At 34.3% G+C, this 18,076-nt stretch carries 12 protein-coding genes; 10 read left to right on the top strand and 2 right to left on the bottom strand.

What is annotated here, in order from left to right; translation table 11 throughout:
• The first annotated feature begins 273 nt into the window (after positions 1-273).
• From nirB to F6P99_RS07220, 5 genes are all read left to right on the top strand, one after another.
• Positions 274-2,790 carry a nitrite reductase large subunit NirB gene (gene nirB, locus F6P99_RS07200; protein WP_152286797.1) on the top strand — a complete coding sequence of 839 codons (2,517 nt, stop codon included), beginning with the start codon at positions 274-276 and terminating at the stop codon, positions 2,788-2,790.
• 127 nt (positions 2,791-2,917) lie between these two features.
• Positions 2,918-3,295, top strand: a complete 378-nt coding sequence (gene nirD, locus F6P99_RS07205) for a nitrite reductase small subunit NirD (RefSeq protein WP_152286798.1) — start codon at positions 2,918-2,920, stop codon at positions 3,293-3,295.
• Positions 3,296-3,406: 111 nt separating this feature from the next.
• Positions 3,407-3,994: a DUF4202 domain-containing protein gene (locus tag F6P99_RS07210; RefSeq protein ID WP_152286799.1), complete on the top strand. Its 588-nt coding sequence runs from the start codon at positions 3,407-3,409 to the stop codon at positions 3,992-3,994.
• 74 nt (positions 3,995-4,068) lie between these two features.
• Complete coding sequence (locus F6P99_RS07215) at positions 4,069-5,415, top strand: PAS domain-containing sensor histidine kinase (RefSeq protein WP_152286800.1); 1,347 nt, start codon at positions 4,069-4,071, stop codon at positions 5,413-5,415.
• Positions 5,416-5,496: 81 nt separating this feature from the next.
• Positions 5,497-6,321, top strand: coding sequence for a hypothetical protein (locus tag F6P99_RS07220; protein WP_152286801.1), 825 nt, complete (start codon positions 5,497-5,499; stop codon positions 6,319-6,321).
• 37 nt (positions 6,322-6,358) lie between these two features.
• Here the strand turns inward: F6P99_RS07220 and F6P99_RS07225 are convergent, their stop codons facing one another.
• Positions 6,359-8,356, bottom strand: coding sequence for a DUF4954 family protein (locus F6P99_RS07225; RefSeq protein ID WP_152286802.1), 1,998 nt, complete (start codon positions 8,354-8,356; stop codon positions 6,359-6,361).
• Between the two features lie 254 nt (positions 8,357-8,610).
• Here F6P99_RS07225 and hemN point away from each other — a divergent pair, with 254 nt between their 5' ends.
• From hemN to F6P99_RS07245, 4 genes are all read left to right on the top strand, one after another.
• The gene (hemN, locus tag F6P99_RS07230) at positions 8,611-9,975 is read left to right on the top strand and encodes an oxygen-independent coproporphyrinogen III oxidase (RefSeq protein ID WP_152286803.1); all 1,365 of its coding nucleotides are present in this window, start codon (positions 8,611-8,613) and stop codon (positions 9,973-9,975) included.
• A 73-nt stretch (positions 9,976-10,048) separates the two neighbouring features.
• On the top strand, positions 10,049-12,082 hold the full coding sequence (locus F6P99_RS07235; protein WP_152286804.1) for a YgiQ family radical SAM protein: 2,034 nt from the start codon (positions 10,049-10,051) through the stop codon (positions 12,080-12,082).
• A 22-nt stretch (positions 12,083-12,104) separates the two neighbouring features.
• A complete protein-coding gene (locus tag F6P99_RS07240; RefSeq protein WP_152286805.1) occupies positions 12,105-13,727 on the top strand; it encodes a mechanosensitive ion channel family protein in 1,623 nt (540 codons plus the stop codon).
• A 144-nt stretch (positions 13,728-13,871) separates the two neighbouring features.
• Complete coding sequence (locus F6P99_RS07245) at positions 13,872-16,139, top strand: sulfatase-like hydrolase/transferase (protein ID WP_152286806.1); 2,268 nt, start codon at positions 13,872-13,874, stop codon at positions 16,137-16,139.
• 64 nt (positions 16,140-16,203) lie between these two features.
• Here the strand turns inward: F6P99_RS07245 and F6P99_RS07250 are convergent, their stop codons facing one another.
• Positions 16,204-17,001, bottom strand: a complete 798-nt coding sequence (locus F6P99_RS07250) for an HAD family hydrolase (RefSeq protein ID WP_152286807.1) — start codon at positions 16,999-17,001, stop codon at positions 16,204-16,206.
• Between the two features lie 462 nt (positions 17,002-17,463).
• On the opposite strand from F6P99_RS07250, the gene F6P99_RS07255 reads away from it, so the two are divergent.
• Positions 17,464-18,066 carry a GNAT family N-acetyltransferase gene (locus tag F6P99_RS07255; protein ID WP_152286808.1) on the top strand — a complete coding sequence of 201 codons (603 nt, stop codon included), beginning with the start codon at positions 17,464-17,466 and terminating at the stop codon, positions 18,064-18,066.
• Positions 18,067-18,076: the final 10 nt, after the last annotated feature.

Below are 18,076 nucleotides of genomic sequence, written 5' to 3' on the forward strand. Positions count from 1 at the left end.
TATACACGTAATATTATGTTAGTGACCGTGTTTGAGTATGATGAGTTGTTTTGGGTATACTGCGTTTTGAACAGTTGGTAAAATGATAAATCGCAGGTATTAAATACGAGTATTGTAATATTTAGGTATATATACTGTTGAATTATTAGAATACTGAGATTTTTTTAAGAAAGAGTTAATAATTCGTTTAAATACCTAAAAAACAAATCCGAAAGTACGTATGTTTACGTAAAATTACGTAGTTTTGCATTGTTAATAATAAACACAAAGAGTATGAAAACGATTTTAGTTATAGGAAACGGTATGGTAGGTTATAAATTTTGCGAGAAATTTGTAGCAAAAGCAAATCTTGCTGAGTTCAAACTAATAGTATTCGGTGAAGAGCCTAGACCAGCTTATGATAGAGTTCATTTGAGTGAGTATTTTGCAGATCAAAATGCAGAGCGTTTGAGTATGGCTCCAAGGTCTTGGTATGAGGAAAACGGAATAGAGTTAATTACAAATGAACGTGTAACAGATATTCATAGAGCGAATAAAACAATTACTACGATAAGTGATAAAGAATATTCGTATGATTATATCATATTAGCAACAGGTTCTTCTGCTTTTGTTCCACCAATTCCGGGTGTTGAAAAAGATGGAGTTTTTGTATACAGAACTATTGAAGATTTGGATGCAACGATGGCATATGTGGAAGAGATAAAAAAGCAAAAGCCTGATGGTAAAGCTGCTATTTTAGGGGGAGGTCTTTTAGGGTTAGAAGCCGGGAAAGCAATTATTGACATGGGACTTGATGTGTCTGTTGTTGAATTTGCACCGCGTTTGATGCCGAGACAGTTAGATAACGATGCCAGTAAAGTACTTCAAGGAAAATTAGAAGATTTAGGAATTGATATTCTTTTGAATAAAGGAACTCAAAACATTGAAGGAGAAGGAGCTATCACAGGAATGAAGTTCTCTAAAGATGAAACTTTACCTGTAGATATGTTGTTAGTTTCTGCTGGTATTCGTCCGAGAGATGAACTAGCAAAAACTTGTGGATTGGAAGTTGGAACAAGAGGAGGTATTCTTGTTACAAATGATATGAAAACTTCGGATGAGAACATTTATGCTATCGGAGAATGTGCTTTGTTAAACCAAATGATTTATGGTTTAGTTGCTCCAGGGTACGATATGGCAGCTGTTGCTGTTGATCAAATTTTAGGAGAATCAGAAGCTGCAATGCCAACTTCAATTGATATGTCAACAAAATTAAAGTTGAGCGGTATTGATGTAGCTAGTTTTGGTGATGCTTTGAATGAAAGTAAAGAAGGAGTTAGTATTGTTTATGAAAATAAATTTCAAGGAATTTATAAAACCATCAACGTTTCTAAAGACGGTAAGTCGTTATTAGGAGGTATTTTGGTTGGTGATGCAAGTGATTACAATATGTTGCATCAAATATTTTTAAATGGATTGCCAATTCCAGAAAACCCTGAAGATCTGATTTTAGGTTCTAGAGGAGGTGAAGGAGCAAGTATGGGGTCTGTTTTAGATTTACCAGATGAAGCAGTAGTATGTTCATGTGAGTCTGTTACAAAAGGAGCAATTTGTTGTAAAATTGAAGAAGGAGTTGATACCTTAAAAGGATTGGCTGCTGACACAAAAGTAACTACGGGTTGTGGTGGATGTAAACCAATGGTTCAAGATATTTTGGATGAAACTTTAAAAGCTTCAGGTAAAGCGGTGAAACAAAATATTTGCGAGCATTTTGATTATTCAAGACAAGAATTGTTTGATATCATTTCGACAAAGGGTATCAAATCATATGATGAGATTTTAGATTCTCATGGTAAAGGAAATGGTTGTGAAATATGTAAGCCTGCATTGGCTTCGTTGTTTGCGAGTATTTATAATGAAACAGCAAACGAACAAGAAACTATTCAAGATTCAAACGATAGGTTCTTGGCAAATATTCAAAGAAATGGTACTTATTCCGTTGTTCCTCGTGTAGCTGGTGGAGAAATTACACCACAACAGTTAATCGTATTAGGGGAAATTGCTAAGAAATATGACTTGTATACAAAAATTACAGGGGGGCAACGTATTGATATGTTTGGAGCTCGATTAGATGAGTTGCCAAAAATATGGAAAGACTTAATTGATGAAGGTTTTGAAAGTGGACATGCTTACGGTAAATCTTTAAGAACTGTAAAAAGTTGTGTGGGTTCTACTTGGTGTCGTTACGGAATGGACGAAAGTGTAAGTTTTGCTATTGAAGTAGAAAATAGATACAAAGGAATCCGTTCTCCGCATAAATTTAAAGGAGGAGTTTCGGGATGTATACGTGAATGTGCAGAAGCAAGATGTAAAGATTTTGGAATGATTGCTGTTGAAGGTGGATGGAACTTATATGTTGCCGGAAACGGAGGAGCAAATCCGAAACATGCTGAGTTATTGGCAGAAAAAATTGACAATGAAACGGTGGTAAAGTACATCGACAGATTCTTGATGTTTTATATAAAAACAGCATTGCCTTTACAAAGAACAGCAGCTTGGTTGGATAAATTAGAAGGTGGAATTGAGTATCTGAAAGATGTCGTAATTAACGATACATTGGGTATCTGTGAAGATCTAGATAAAGAAATGGCAGGATTGATTGATACTTATAAATGTGAGTGGAAACAGGCCATTGAAAATATTGAAATACAAAATAGGTATAGTCATTTTGTAAACTCAGATGCGATCGACGAAAATTTAAATTTCGTTCCGTTAAGAGAGCAAAAAATGCCTGAATTGTGGGAAGCATAAAGATAGTTTGATTTCTATGAAAAGAGGACCACGAAAATTCAAAGTCGATTCTTTGATAATTTAGGGTTGGTTTTGAATTGTGTTCCTCTGTAGAAATAATCATTAAAGAATTAAAAAAAAGAAGAGTATGTCAGCATTATTAGAAAAGTATTTTACAACTGATGTAGATGAGGTAAAGGTGTGGTATAAAGCAGCACCAGTATCAAAATTTCCAGAAAATGGAGGAGCTTGTGTGAAATACAACGACAAACAAATTGCGGTATTTAATTTTACGCGAGAAGGAAAATGGTATGCTTGTCAAAATTTATGTCCACATAAAATGGAGATGGTTTTGTCTAGAGGTATGATAGGTGATGATTGTGGTACTCCTAAAGTAGCATGCCCGTTGCATAAAAAAACATTCTCTTTAGAAAACGGAGAGAATTTGAATGGTGATTTAGATGCGATTGCCGTGTATCCAGTAAAAATTGAAGATGGTTTTGTGTATTTAGGATTTTCTGAATAAGATTCTAATAATACAACCAACAAGTACAACTCGTTTTGAGGTACTTATAAATTATTATACTTAGAAAAGATTCAATACTTTTGGTGTTGAATCTTTTCAATTTTATTAGGTATGGCAACAGAACAATTTCAACAGGCAATTCAGTTATTCGATCAGGCAAATGCATTAGATCCTAACAAAGAAATATTTGAAGAAAAAGAATTTCCGAAAGAGCTTTTGTATGGTCAACGTATGACAGAAATGTTAAGTTCGTTTGAGCCTGAAGCTTCAGAAGCGGTGCAGTTGGCAGCACGTTGTCAACATATTTGTCGTTGGGAGATTCCAAGAGATTCTTATGAAATGAACCGAACAGGATATTTATTGTGGAGAACCGAATTGAAAAAATTTCACGCTCAAAAAGCTGGAGAAATTTTGAGTTCTGTTGGGTACGATCAAGAAACTATCGAGAAGGTTTCATTTTTATTGCAAAAAAAACAATTGAAAAGAAACGAAGAAACTCAATTGGTTGAAGATGTTATTTGTTTGGTGTTTTTGCAATTCTATTACGATCCATTTATAGAAAAACATTCTGAAGAAAAAATTGTTGATATTGTTCAGAAGACTTGGAAAAAAATGTCTGAAAAGGGACACGATGCAGCCTTGCAATTGTCGTACTCAGAAAAAGGATTGGCTTTAGTAAAAAAAGCATTGGGCTTATAAGAGGCATTTTTTTACTGATAACAAGAGAAAAATAGATATCAAATTAGTTCTATAGTTTTTTATACTTTTGCAGAATGCAAGAGAATAAAGAATATACTAATATTCCTTTACTATTAAAAAGGTTGTTGATTCGATCTTTTTTGTTACTGGCTGGTTTGCCAGTGTTTTTATATATCCTATTGAATTTCTTTCAGGTAGACTTTTCCTTGTCGTTGCTTGCAGTGATTTTCTTTGTGTTTTTTATACTGATTTTTATCAAGCAGTATTTTAAAAAATTGATCAATGTATTGGTCAAATCAAACATATACAACAAAGCACAGATTGCCGAATTAAAAGAGCAATACGAGTTGAAAGAAATTGCTTATCAAGAATTAGAGAGTTTGAATTTTGTTGTGGACAATGCAGCGCTTTTTGCAAGTACTAAATTGGATGGTACACTCGTATACATGAGTAAAAAGTTTTCAAACTTGTTGGGATTGGATCAAAAAGACTTGCGAGGTTCGATAGAACAAATTTTAACGCAAAAAGAAGGGCAGCAACAAAAACTAAAGGATGTTTTTTTAACAACACGCCAAAATAGTTGGATTGGTGAGGTTGAGTTAACGACGCAGAAAGGAGAGAGTCTGTGGTTAGAGATATCTGTGATTCCAATGAACAAGGCTTATGGAAAGCAGAGTTTGTTTATTATCGGTAATAATATCACTGAACGAAAATTGAAGCAAGATGAAATTGATCGTATCAAACAAGAAGAATACGAATATAAAGTTCAGTTGCAAAAAGATCAAGCAAGTCAAATTGTAGAGGCTCAAGAAGGAGAGAGAAAACGTATTGCGAAAGATATTCATGATGGGATTGGTCAAATTCTCACAGCATTAAAGTTTAGTGTAGAATCTATCAATCTAGACAATCCAGACAAGGCCAAAGAAAAAATTAAAGATTTAAAAGAAGTATTCGGGCAGTTGATCAAAGATGTTCGAGCAGTTACTTTTAGTTTGACACCACCTGAATTGATTGATCATGGTATTTCGCCTGCTTTGAAAAAAATGACGGAAGAAATATCAAAACTTTCAGGTAAAAACATCCTATTTGATAACAAAACCAATTTTAACGAACGTTTTGATTCTTTGACTGAAACAAACCTGTATCGAGTTGCTCAAGAAGCGATTAACAATGCATTAAAATATGCAGAATCTACCTATGTTCTAGTTTCTGTTACACATACCAAGAATTTGTTGAGTATCATGATCGACGATAACGGAAATGGTTTTGATATCAACGAAATGAAAAGTTCAGAAAAAGGGTTAGGGATGGGGCTCTTTTTTATGCGTGAGCGCGTGAATTATGTCAATGGTCGTTTGTTTATAAATTCAGCTAAAGGGGAGGGAACACGAATCACAATTAATATTCCACTTGAAGAATAATTGTTATATTTACATTTAAATATTTGTATTTGGCAAAATACCATATATTATAGATAAATGAATACTTAAACCAAAATTGTAATGAAAAAAATTAGTGCTTATGGAGCAATGCTTGTTGTATTGCTAATGGGAATTTCATGTTCTGATTCCTCTGAACTTAAGGAGGTTGTTGAAACAATAGATCCAATAGTATTTAACAGTATTGAGGTTTCGAAAGAAATGGCTTATACGGATGAATTCATCGAATTAGAAATTGATGCAACCGGATACAAAGAGGTCGAATTAACTTCTACAAAACCAGATTTCTTTGAGTATACTAAGATTTCCAATGGAGTTTATCATATTACTTCTGAGAGAGCTGTTTCAGGAACAGTTTACGTTTCGCTAGTAGATGAAAAAGGAGACTATTCCAATAAAAAAGTTGTATTAAGTTTTTTTGTGCATGGTGTAATCAATAACAATATTGTAGATGGTATAGAAGTGGATGTTGATCGATTTGAAAAGCTTGAAGAATTGTTTGGGGAGCCTTTAAGAAAATCCTTTTCTAGTGATAATAACTTTTCATATTGGTCATACCCTGATAGAGGACTTTCATTTACTGTAAGTGAAGTGTCAAAAAAAATTGACAATGTAACAATTTATAGCTCAAATTATTATTTGATAACAGATAACGGAAATGTTACTTACACTGATTATCCATATACTCTTCCGAATGGATGGATTATGAATCGGACTACCATGACGACATTAATAAACCATTTAGGTGCTCCAAATGCAAAATATAGTTCTGAAGGATCCACCTTGAGATCATATCGTTTTGATAGTTTGCGTTCTTGGATAAGGTTTTATAGTGATTCAGAGGATGATTACTTCGGGAAAGTCATCAAATCTTGGACGATACATTGATTGAATGATAAAAAAGGACTATTTAATAGTCCTTTTTTTATTTGATTTTTTCTAATTCTTGTATTACCGAATTGCCTAATTTTGTTTTTCTTTTAATGTGATTTAAAATTTCTATAACGGTTCCGTTGCTTTTAAAATCACCACGAACACTAGCAAAATCTTTAGCACGCTCTTTTAGGTTTCCGTCGACTCCAAATCCTACTTGAGTAGAAAGAGAAAACTCTTTTTTGGCATCATCATAGAGCATATTATCCAATTCAACAACAGACTTTTTCCATTGCTCTACGATTGAGATAACTTCGCTTGGTGTAATTGATTCTAAGTTTATTTTATAGTGTTTTTCAAGTAAAGAACATGCCCAATTCCATTCGTATTCGTAATAGTTGTCATGAATTTCTTGCAATGACGATTGCACATTTTCTAAACTATTTATTTCTTTGGTTTCTATATTGCAAAGAAAATCATCCAATGATTCTATGGGGCAAATCAATCCGCTTACATCAATCCATTTTCCTTTTCCGATTTCAGAGTTTGGTTTTAAAACTGTTTGTAAATCATTAATGTTTGATATGTTTTTTTGGTGCATTCTACTGATGATTGAATTCCCTAAAAATTTATCAATTACCATTTTATAAATGTTAATTCCTTTTTTAAGAGAGCTCGCTTTAATTTTCATACCAGCATACGTGTATTCTTTGGCATGAGTTCCAGAAAGCCATTGTAGGTCTTTCAAGATTTTCAACCCTCCATTGATTTTATGAATCGTAAACGGACTTAATAAGTTGAAGTTAATGATATCGGTTCTATGATTAGTATTTCGTGTATCACGTTTGGGCCATTTTTGGGCATCTCTTACGGTACCAACACTTCTAAGATTGATACCAGGAATTAAAATACTATCATCTTTGGATTCAATCAAATAAGAAAAAGGTAAGCTAGAGGAATCAACATTTTTATAATGTCTACCTGAAACTAGCGTAAACGCTCCTACTTTTGACGGCCATAAGATATAAGAGTTACTAGTCGTTTTGGCTCCTCTTTCTAGGATTCCCTGATGAATAGGGCCTAGTTTGTACATATGGTTACTCTGATTTGATCCACTACCTGCATTCATAAAAGAAAACATACCTGCTATCAGTAAGGTTGATTTGTGGTGAGTAACGGTATAAGGACCGGCGAATATTGAACAAGCTTCTCCATTGAACCCTTGACTGTTGGCAAAAAATAAAGAATGTTCTGCAGAATAATGTTTGTCGAGTTGGCACCCTTGTCCAACAAAACAATTCGAAATAATACTTGCATTGTCTACTGTTGAATCACTAGAAATGATAAAGTTTTCGGCCATTACTTCTGAACCTACATAAACAGGTGCATCTTCATAAGAATTGATGCTTCCGTTTTTTAAACTGGCGACACCTTCAATTTTTGCATTCGATCCAATTTTCACATTTTTAATCGATTTACTATTCAGAATTTTTACATTATCTCCAATCGTACCCATGTTCGATTTTATAGATGCAGTGTATGCAGAAATCATTTCTTTCAAGTTGTCAATCAACAACTCTCTATGACGATACAAAGCCAAGATATAGGCAACTTGAGCAGAGAGGTTGTCGTAGATAGGAATTTCTCTACCTCCACCTTCGTTGATGGTTTCTACAATCGTACCATTACCAAAAGTAGATGTTCCATTTACTGCAATATGATCAACATTTTCTATAATTACATAATCACCAATATGGTAGTTGGCGATATAGTTCTCGATATTATATATAAAAGGGTTGTTTCCAATAGTACAGTTGTGAAGATGTACGCTAAATAGACCATTTTCTCTAACAACACCACCAAAAGAAGTGTTCTCACCTTCAATCTTTGCAAGTTTTACGGTTTCACTGAAAGTTACATTTTGAATTTTTGAAAGATCTGTTTCTTTGGTGATCCAAACTTTGTTCCAGTCGGTAGACTTACATCCTTGCGATTTTAGAACTTCAATTTCACTTTCGGTAATTAATATATGGTCTTGCTTTAGTGTCATGTTAGTTTGGTTGAGGTATAATACGCAAAGTAGTATACTTTATCATCCGACAAAACTACAATTTTATGATTAATAATTTTGAGATATTTAATCGTTGGATATATTCAGACAACCAATGCAGCAAATAATTCATTCTCAATTTTTGTTTTTCATAACTTAAATCAGGTCCGGTTTAAAAAATGAATTAAGTTTGTCTGATATTTGTCATGTTTCAAAAAACAGAACAAACCTAATTTTGCAGAATAAATTTTGTTATGAGTAACGACCTAATTAGAAAATACAATATTCCTGGACCCAGATATACGAGTTATCCTACAGTCCCTTTTTGGAATAAAGAAGGAATTGCATTGGAGGATTGGAAAAAAACGGCCAAGTTGTCGTTTCAAGAGTCGAATGATTCTGAAGGAATTAGTTTGTATGTTCATTTGCCGTTTTGTGAGAGTTTATGCACCTTTTGTGCGTGTCATAAACGTATTACCAAACGTCATGAGGTAGAGAATCCTTACATTGAAGCAGTCTTGAAAGAATGGCAGCTGTATGTCGATTTGTTTGGAGAAAAACCAGTGATAAGAGAATTGCATTTAGGAGGAGGGACTCCTACCTTTTTTAGTCCAGCAAATTTAAACAGACTTTTATCAGGTATTTTGGATAGTGCTACAAAACATGAAAATCATGAGTTTAGTTTTGAAGGGCATCCGAATAATACGTCAAAAGAACACCTGCAAACTTTGTATGATTTAGGTTTTACACGTGTGAGTTTTGGTGTGCAGGATTATAATAAGAAAGTGCAACAAGCCATTCATCGTCTACAGCCAGTTGAAAATGTAGAAAACGTGACAAAGTGGGCGAGAGAAATTGGCTATACTTCCATTAGTCATGATTTGGTCTTTGGCCTACCTTTTCAAACTCTAGAAGATGTGTTGTTAACTATCAATAAAACAAATGAATTTAGACCCGACAGAATTGCCTTTTATAGTTATGCACATGTGCCTTGGGTGAAAGGAGTAGGACAACGAGGGTTTGATGAAAACGATTTGCCTGACAACGAAGAAAAGCGATTGTTGTATGAGTCGGGTAAAAAGCTTTTAGAAGACTGTGGTTATATTGAAGTAGGAATGGATCATTTTGCATTAGCATCTGACTCTTTGTATCAATCAGTTGTCGATAAGAAATTGCACAGAAATTTTATGGGGTATTCTGCGAACAAGACACAATTGATGGTTGGTTTGGGGATGTCATCTATCGCTGATTCTTGGTACAGTTTTGCTCAAAATGTAAAAACAGTAAAAGAATATGAGGCCTTGGTGAATGCAGGTGAGTTTCCTGTTTTTAAAGGGCATTTATTATCAGATGAAGATTTGATAATCCGTAAGCATATTTTAAATATTATGTGTCATTTTGAAACTTCTTGGGAAGAAGACACTATGAAATTCTTAGAACTACCTGAGTCTATTGATAGACTGGCTGAAATGGAAAAAGACGATTTGGTACATGTCTTTAAAAATGGATTGCGTGTTCCTGAAAAAGCACGTCCTTTTGTTCGAAATATTTGTATGGCATTTGATTTACGACTTCAACGTAGCGGATCAAAGAAAAATTTATTTTCAAAAACGATTTAGAGTGATCCTTTATTTAGAATACGCTGTTTTAGAATAAAGCATATTCAAACTTTAGTTTGCGTATCTTTGCAACATGCAAGAATTACGATTGTCAAGTTGGTTGCCAACAACTAATAAGGAAGTTAAGTTAAGAGGATGGGAAGAATTAGATGTCATTCTTTTTAGTGGAGATGCCTATGTAGATCATCCTTCCTTTGGGCCTGCGGTAATTGGTCGTTTGTTAGAGAGTTATGGTCTAAAAGTAGCCATAGTCCCTCAGCCATCAGTTCATGATAACTTACAAGATTTTACAAAGTTAGGTGCACCCAAACTTTTTTTTGGCGTTACTTCTGGGGTTATGGACTCTATGGTGAGTAACTATACAGCAAGTAAAAGACAACGTGATAAAGACGCATATACACCTAATGGTGATAAAGGTTTTCGACCGGATTATGCCGCAACGGTGTATAGTAAAATATTAAAAGAGAAATTTCCTGAAGTTCCTGTATTGGTTGGTGGTATTGAAGCATCATTGCGACGCGTTACACATTATGATTATTGGACAGACCAACTAAAGCCATCAATGCTAGTAGAGTCTGGGGCAGATATGTTGGTTTATGGAATGGGAGAACAACCTTTGAAAGAAGTTGTTACCTTGATGCAAAAGGGAGTGCCTTTTGAGTCTTTAACTACGGTCAAGCAAACTTCTATTGTTCGCAAAAAAGGAGCTTTGCCAGTAAATAAAAATTGGAAAGACAAAATATTAAGTTCGCATGAAGCCTGTGTGAAAGATAAAAAGACATTTGCTGCGAATTTTAAAACGATAGAACAAGAGTCTAACAAAACCTTTGGTGCAAGAATTTTGCAAGATTATGGTGATAGTACCATCATTATCAATCCACCCTATCCAACGATGGTAGAAAAAGAAATTGATGCTTCTTTTGATTTGCCTTATACGCGTTTGCCTCATCCAAAATATAATAAGAGAGGTCCTATACCTGCGTTTGAAATGATCAAGTTTTCGATCAATACACATAGAGGTTGTTTTGGGGGTTGTAGCTTTTGTACCATTTCTGCGCATCAAGGAAAATTTATTGCCAGTAGAAGTAAAGAATCTATTCTAAAAGAAGTAGATCATGTAGCAAACATGCCTGACTTTAAAGGGTATTTATCTGATATTGGTGGTCCGTCTGCAAATATGTATCAGATGAAAGGTAAGGTACAAGAAATTTGTGACAAGTGTGTGGCTCCTTCTTGTATCAATCCTGTAATTTGTTCTAATTTAGATACTTCGCATGCTGCCATGACTGATTTGTATCAGTCTGTGGATAAGCATCCTAAAGTGAAAAAATCATTTATTGGTTCTGGAATTAGGTACGATATGTTAGTGCCTGAATTTAATAAAAATGCAGACCCGAAAGAATTAGAAGATTATACTGAAGAAGTGATTACAAACCATGTTTCTGGAAGGTTAAAAGTAGCACCAGAACATACATCTGATCCTGTATTAAAGTTGATGCGTAAGCCTTCATTTTCAAATTTTCACCAGTTTAAAAATATATTTGACAGAATCAATTTGCGTAAAAAATTGAATTTGCAGTTGATACCTTATTTTATTTCAAGTCATCCAGCAAGTGAGCTTGAAGATATGGCGAATTTAGCCGCCGAGACAAAAGATATGGGGTTCAAATTAGAGCAAGTACAAGGGTTTACTCCAACTCCAATGACAGTTGCTACTGTAATTTATTATAGTGGTTATCATCCTTATACCTTGGAGAAAATGAAAACTCCGAAAACCAAAAGAGAAAAAGACGAACAACACCGTTTTTTCTTTTGGTATAAAAAAGAAAATCAAGATTGGATTCGAAAAACGTTGTCAAAAGTAGGACGAAAAGATTTAGCGGATCGTTTGCTGCCGGATAATCCTAAATTTTATAAAAACAAAAAAGATTTCAAGGTTAAAAATACCTTCGATGATGCTGTAGATACTCCTAAAGGAAAAAGGCGTGGGAAAAAAGGCAAAAGAAATCAAGGGAAACAAGAATTTGTAAGTGTTTTAGATAAAGGCAAGAGGAAAAATAATTCTGATAAATCGAACTCGAAAAGAAGAAAGCCTAAGAGAAGGTAATAGAATAGTAAAAAGGTTGTTTATGAGAAAATTTGCAATATTATTTTTTGTTTTGAGCTTTACTTTGACTGCTCAACAAAAAGAAATTAAGGTTGATTTAAGTAGCCCTAGAGCAACGGTGTACTCACATCTCTATTTTTTACAAGAAGATAGTTATGATGCTGAAAAGGCGGCTCAAACTATTTACGGACTTTCAGGTGCTGATGCTAGAGAATGTGCTATCAAATTAAAACAGATTCTCGATGGTAAGGGCTTGCGAGTTAATATGAGTATTTTGCCTAGCAATGCCAATTACCTAGATACGATAAACGGTTTTGAATTGAAAAGTAGGTATGTACTTTTTCCCAATCAAATGCCTCAGGTTTATGTTGAGAAAATTAATGATAGTTGGTATTATAGTGTTGAAACGGTTTCGCATGTAGATGATTTGTACCGACAAGTGTATCCATTAGGTACCGAACTATTAAAACGTACGATTCCGAAAATTGGACACAAAAAATATTTTTCAATCGAGTTATGGCAGTATTTGGGAATTATTGTACTACTCGTTTTGTCAGTATTGTTTTTTTATGTGTTGAATAAAATCGTTTTTGGGGTTTTAAAATTACTTGAGAAATCTTTAATCCACTTTGCGCATAATTCTTTGAATGAATCCTTAGATGGTTTGTCTAGACCTATTGCTTTGTTGATTGTTTTTTATCTGTTAGAAACTTATGTGCCGATTTTACAATTTTCATTAGATGTCAATTTATTTGTGTTGAGAGGTGTTCACATTGCTCAAACAGTATTTTGGATTTATGTGTTTTTGCAGTTTATAAATCTGATAATGGATATTTATAGCTCTTATGCATTAAAAACGGAAAGTAAATTAGACGATCAGTTGTCACCGATTTTAAAAAGAATCTTAAGAGGGTTGACCATTTTTATTGGTGTGCTAAAAATGTTAACAATTTTTGGGGTTGATACCACAACGGTAATTGCAGGAGCTTCTATTGGTGGTTTGGCAGTTGCTTTGGCTTCTCAAGATACGGTAAAGAATTTGATTGGTACGTTTATGATTTTCTTAGACAAGCCTTTTCAAATTGGAGATTGGATTGAAGGTGGAGGGGTAGAAGGTACTGTGGAAGAGGTTGGCTTTAGATCGAGTAGGATTAGAGCAGCAGATACTTCTATTTTTACAATTCCAAATAGTAAACTTTCAGAGATTGTGATCAATAATAAAGGTTTGCGTTTGTATAGAAGGTACAATACAACTTTAGGAATACGTTACGACACACCACCCGATTTAATTCAGATTTTTGTTGATGGAGTTCGAAAAATTGTAGATGCGCATCCTGATACTCGTTCTGATTCTTATAATGTAGAATTTGTAGGTTTTGGAGATTCAGCATTGCAAATCATGTTGAATGTTTATTTCAAACATCCAGGTTGGGCTGTTGAGCAATCTTCGAAGCATAGATTGCATATGGCAATTGTAAAATTTGCGAACGAAATAGGTGTTGGTTTTGCCTTCCCTTCACAAACAGTGATGATTGAGGAATTCCCTGAGAAGAAATCACTTGATTTGCAATACAAGCCAGATGCTGAAAAGGCAGATCAAGTACTCGATACAATACTAAAAGAATTTCCGAAAGAGGAATCTTAATGTATAGGTAATTTTGAATATTGAAAACCTCATAAAACAAAGTTTTATGAGGTTTTTGACGTTTATGGAACTCATTTAGATTTTCGTGAAACCTTTAAAATAGGGTTTTGTCATAGTTTTGAGCTAATCAAACCCAATTGCCCAATGCAAAAATATTTGAAGCAACTTTTGTTGAGTGTTTTTTTATTTTCAATAAATAGTATTTCACAGGTTACAACAGCCACATCTCCCAATATCATATTTATTTTGATAGACGATTTGGGTTATATGGATACCGCATGTTATGGATCTACTTTTTATGAAACACCCAATATTGATCAACTGGCATCAGATGGAATTCGTTTTACCCATGGGTACGAAGCAGCTCCTAGATGCGCCGCTTCCAGAACTTCCATCATGACTGGAAAATTTGAGGCAAGACCTTCTGTTTCTTCGGGTATGTATTTACCAAGTGATAATCATGAAAAAGGCTACGCTGAAACAACTTGGGCACAAGCTTTGAAAGATCAAGGATATAAAACATTTTTTATTGGAAAATGGCATTTAGGTCATGATACGGATCATTACCCAGATAGTTTTGGCTTTGATATAAATATTGCGGGTTGCGACATGGGGTCGCCACCAAGTTATTGGTATCCCTATTCTGATGGTGATGATGTATTGCCCGATTTATCTACAGGAGGTGAGAATGGTGAATATTTAACAGATCGTATAACCAAAGAGGTCGAGGATTTTATTGATGACCATGTGTTAAATTCTCCTACAGTGCCTTTTGTAACAATGGTTTCGCACTATGCTGTGCATACTCCTTTGGAAGCGAAAGCTGCGGATGAGAGTTATTTTCAAACAAAGGCTGACAATCAAAATTATACGGGGCCAGAAACGGAAAATCAATTAACGGCTCAGGCAAAATTAAATCAAGACAATGCAGCGTACGGAGCTATGATAAAAAGTATGGATGAAAGTGTTGCGGCGATTAGACAAAACTTGATTGACAATGAAATTGAAGACAATACTATTATTGTTTTTACCTCAGATAATGGAGGCTTGTCTACCACAGAAATTGGTGGTTCAAGAGAACTTTCAACTTCTAGCAAACCTTTGCGAGGTGGTAAAACTTGGTTGTATGAAGGAGGAATTCGTTTGCCTTTGATAATTTATGGACCCGATTATCGTTCTGGAGTTGTAGAAGATACGCCTGTAGTTGGAACAGATTTTTATCCTACTTTTTTAGATATGGCTGGAGTACCTTTATTGCCAAGTCAACACTTAGATGGTGAGAGTTTTGAAGAATTATTACTGACAAACGCTAATGGAGGATATGCTAATTGGACCCGAAATAAATCCATAGTATGGAATTTTGACTATTCTAGTAAAGGAACTGCAAATGTTAGTATGGCTGCAGTGAGAAGTGGAAATTACAAATTAATTGAGCATAAATACAACAATGAATTTGAATTATTCGATGTAGTCAATGATATCGGCGAGAATACTGATTTGAGCGCCACAAATACAACAACGTTAAATGCTTTAAAGGATTCTTTGTTCAATTTTCGATCTGAATCTGGGATTACTCATAGAGTTACGAATGCCAATTTTAAAGAGACGAATACCTATTTGTATGAAAATATGAATTCAGAAACTGGTAGTAGTATCGTGGAAGATTTTGGGTGTGCTGCTCCTTCCGAATCCGACAAAATTATTTTTAATAAGGGGTTTGAGTGTTGGTATGATTTGGATTGGAGTTTGGTTGTTGATGCCTCACAAGCAGCGACATTTACAGATGCAGAATCGGCTTCAAAATCTGGAGATTCAGGAGCTCAAATTGATGTTACAACAGGAGGTTCTCTAGGGAAGGTAAAATTAACGAACACCCCAAATTACAATAATTTTAATGGAGCAACCGTAACAGTAGGAGCGTATATAAAATCTGCAGATGCGGCACGGTTTAAGTTTCAAATAAAAGTAAGTTATAGCGATAATACCACAGAAACATTTATCTCTTCAACTAAATATACTGGTACCGATGACTATGAGTTTTACTCTGATGATTTTGTGATGCCCTCAAAAGACACCGAATCTATAGAGGTTCGACTCCAGTGTGGGCAAACAGTTGGGGTAATTTTTGTTGATGATTGGTATAGCAAAGTAGATGGTGGAAGTTTAAGTACTCCCTTGATAGATGAAGAATTGATAGTTGTAAGTCCAAATCCTACCCGAAATTTTTTACACATTAAAGGTCCTTTGATTACGCAAAAGGTATTGTTACTTGATAGTACTGGGAAATTGTTGCTAAAGAAAAATGGAGACGTAGAGTCGATAAATATCGAAGAACTTTCTACAGGTATGTATTATTTAAAAATATTCTTTGAGAGTGGTTCACACGTAACCAAACGAATTATAAAAAATTAATCGTATTTATTTAGGTTTATTTAGTTTCGTAAGTGCCGGGGTGTTTTGCTTCGGCATTTATGTTTTATTTGATAAGTTTTTCTAAAATAAAATCAACACCTCGTTCTTCGTTGCTAAGTGTCTCGTAGTTGGCGATTTCTTTTACATTCGGATGTGCGTTTTTCATGGCATAGCTAAACGTTGCTTTTTCAAGCATTTTTAAATCATTGTTGTAGTCGCCAAAGGCCAAAGTTTCATCAGGGGTAATGCCAAGTTTTTCTTGAAGTTTGCTCAAAGCGATTCCTTTGTTGGCATCTTGGTTAGAAATATCAAGCCAGTTTTTGCCTGAAACCAGTACTTGCATATCGTCTGAAAGGTGTGCTACTTTTGGTAAGATGTATTTTTCTGAACATTCTGGGTGAAAAATTGCTGCTTTAAAAAATGTATCATTCTTAACTTCTGTGAAATTTTCTACAATTTTATAGCTCGAATAAAATTGAGTGATAGTGGCAACAAATTCAGGATTAGAATTTTCAATGTATGCATATTTCTTTCCGCAAAGAATAATGCCAATTCCTTCGATGTCTTTAACGTATTTCAAACAATTGATTAGTTTTTCTTTGGGCAAGTCAAATGAAAACAATTCGGTTTCATTTTGTTTGGCAAAGGCTCCGTTTTCAGAGATAATGGTAATGTCTTTTTTTAAGGGCAATAACTTGCTAATAATGCTGTGGTATTGTCTTCCGCTTGCTGCAGCAAAATGGATGTTTTTTTCTTTTAAGCTTTTGTGTATTTCGAAAAAACGGTCACTTACTTCGTGTTTTGAGTTCAATAAAGTACCGTCCATATCGGTAACTACAAGTTTTACTTTTGAAAAATCCATTCGAGTTGTTTTTGCAAAAGTACGTGTCTTTAATCATTTTAGTTGTGTGCTTTACGTTAATAAATCGCAAAAAATCAAGTAAACTAAATCTAGAAATCAGATTTGTTGTATATTTGCAGTCGATGGAATACAAAGAGTTAAATATCAAGATTGAAAGGACACGCACTATTGCGCGCTGTCGCATTGTGCGTATAGCATAATTAGCTTCAAGAAGAAGTTTTTAGGTGACTTTATACCTAGGTTTTTAATTATTTTTAGCTCATTTTATCAAATTCCAAATGCAATCACATTTACGTTTTTTTAACAACAAATTTCAGAGTATCTTTGCGCTGCTTTTAGCACGTTGTTATTCTTTAAATTTCCGACGCCCATTAGGGCGTTAAATTATTAGAAGATAGGTGAGTCCATCTTTAAGAAAGAGAGTAAAAGTGTTAAACAAATTTATAAGACAAGGAGTAAAGAGTGAAAATTGTAACAACAAATAGTTCCCATAACAAATATGCTGAGGTTATCTGCGATACGATTGCAGAGTCTGCTAAAGTAAGAGGTACTGGTATTGCCAAAAGATCACCAGAGTATATTGTTAAGAAAATTGAGAGCGGAAATGCAGTGATTGCCTTAGATGGTGATAAATTTGCTGGCTTTTGTTATATCGAAACTTGGAGTAATAAAACTTATGTAGTACACTCAGGTTTGATTGTACATCCAGATTTTAGAAATCTTGGTTTGGCGAAAAAAATCAAAAAGAAAGTGTTTGAGCATTCTAAGAAAATGTATCCAGATGCGAAGATTTTTGGAATCACTACAGGTTTAGCTGTGATGAAAATAAATGCTGAGTTGGGGTACAAACCTGTTACATTTTCTGAACTTACTGATGATGATGCTTTTTGGAATGGATGTAAAGCTTGTAGAAATTACGACATTTTAATGAGAAACGATCGTAAAATGTGTTTGTGTACAGGTATGTTACACGATCCAAAAGCTGAAAAAGAAGATAAAACATTCAATAAAAAAGTATTGTCTCGTTTGAAAAAAATCAAACAAGCTTTGTTTTTAAAAAAATAATAAGCGTTTT

The organism is Flavicella marina (genome assembly GCF_009193215.1).
Classification (GTDB): Bacteria; Bacteroidota; Bacteroidia; order Flavobacteriales; family Flavobacteriaceae; genus Flavicella; species Flavicella marina.

Coding starts and splice junctions, on each gene's coding strand:
- nirB (WP_152286797.1), top strand. CDS start 274: ATGAAAACGATTTTAGTTATAGGAAACGGTATGGTAGGTTATAAATTT.
- nirD (WP_152286798.1), top strand. CDS start 2,918: ATGTCAGCATTATTAGAAAAGTATTTTACAACTGATGTAGATGAGGTA.
- F6P99_RS07210 (WP_152286799.1), top strand. CDS start 3,407: ATGGCAACAGAACAATTTCAACAGGCAATTCAGTTATTCGATCAGGCA.
- F6P99_RS07215 (WP_152286800.1), top strand. CDS start 4,069: ATGCAAGAGAATAAAGAATATACTAATATTCCTTTACTATTAAAAAGG.
- F6P99_RS07220 (WP_152286801.1), top strand. CDS start 5,497: ATGAAAAAAATTAGTGCTTATGGAGCAATGCTTGTTGTATTGCTAATG.
- F6P99_RS07225 (WP_152286802.1), bottom strand. CDS start 8,356: ATGACACTAAAGCAAGACCATATATTAATTACCGAAAGTGAAATTGAA.
- hemN (WP_152286803.1), top strand. CDS start 8,611: ATGAGTAACGACCTAATTAGAAAATACAATATTCCTGGACCCAGATAT.
- F6P99_RS07235 (WP_152286804.1), top strand. CDS start 10,049: ATGCAAGAATTACGATTGTCAAGTTGGTTGCCAACAACTAATAAGGAA.
- F6P99_RS07240 (WP_152286805.1), top strand. CDS start 12,105: ATGAGAAAATTTGCAATATTATTTTTTGTTTTGAGCTTTACTTTGACT.
- F6P99_RS07245 (WP_152286806.1), top strand. CDS start 13,872: ATGCAAAAATATTTGAAGCAACTTTTGTTGAGTGTTTTTTTATTTTCA.
- F6P99_RS07250 (WP_152286807.1), bottom strand. CDS start 17,001: ATGGATTTTTCAAAAGTAAAACTTGTAGTTACCGATATGGACGGTACT.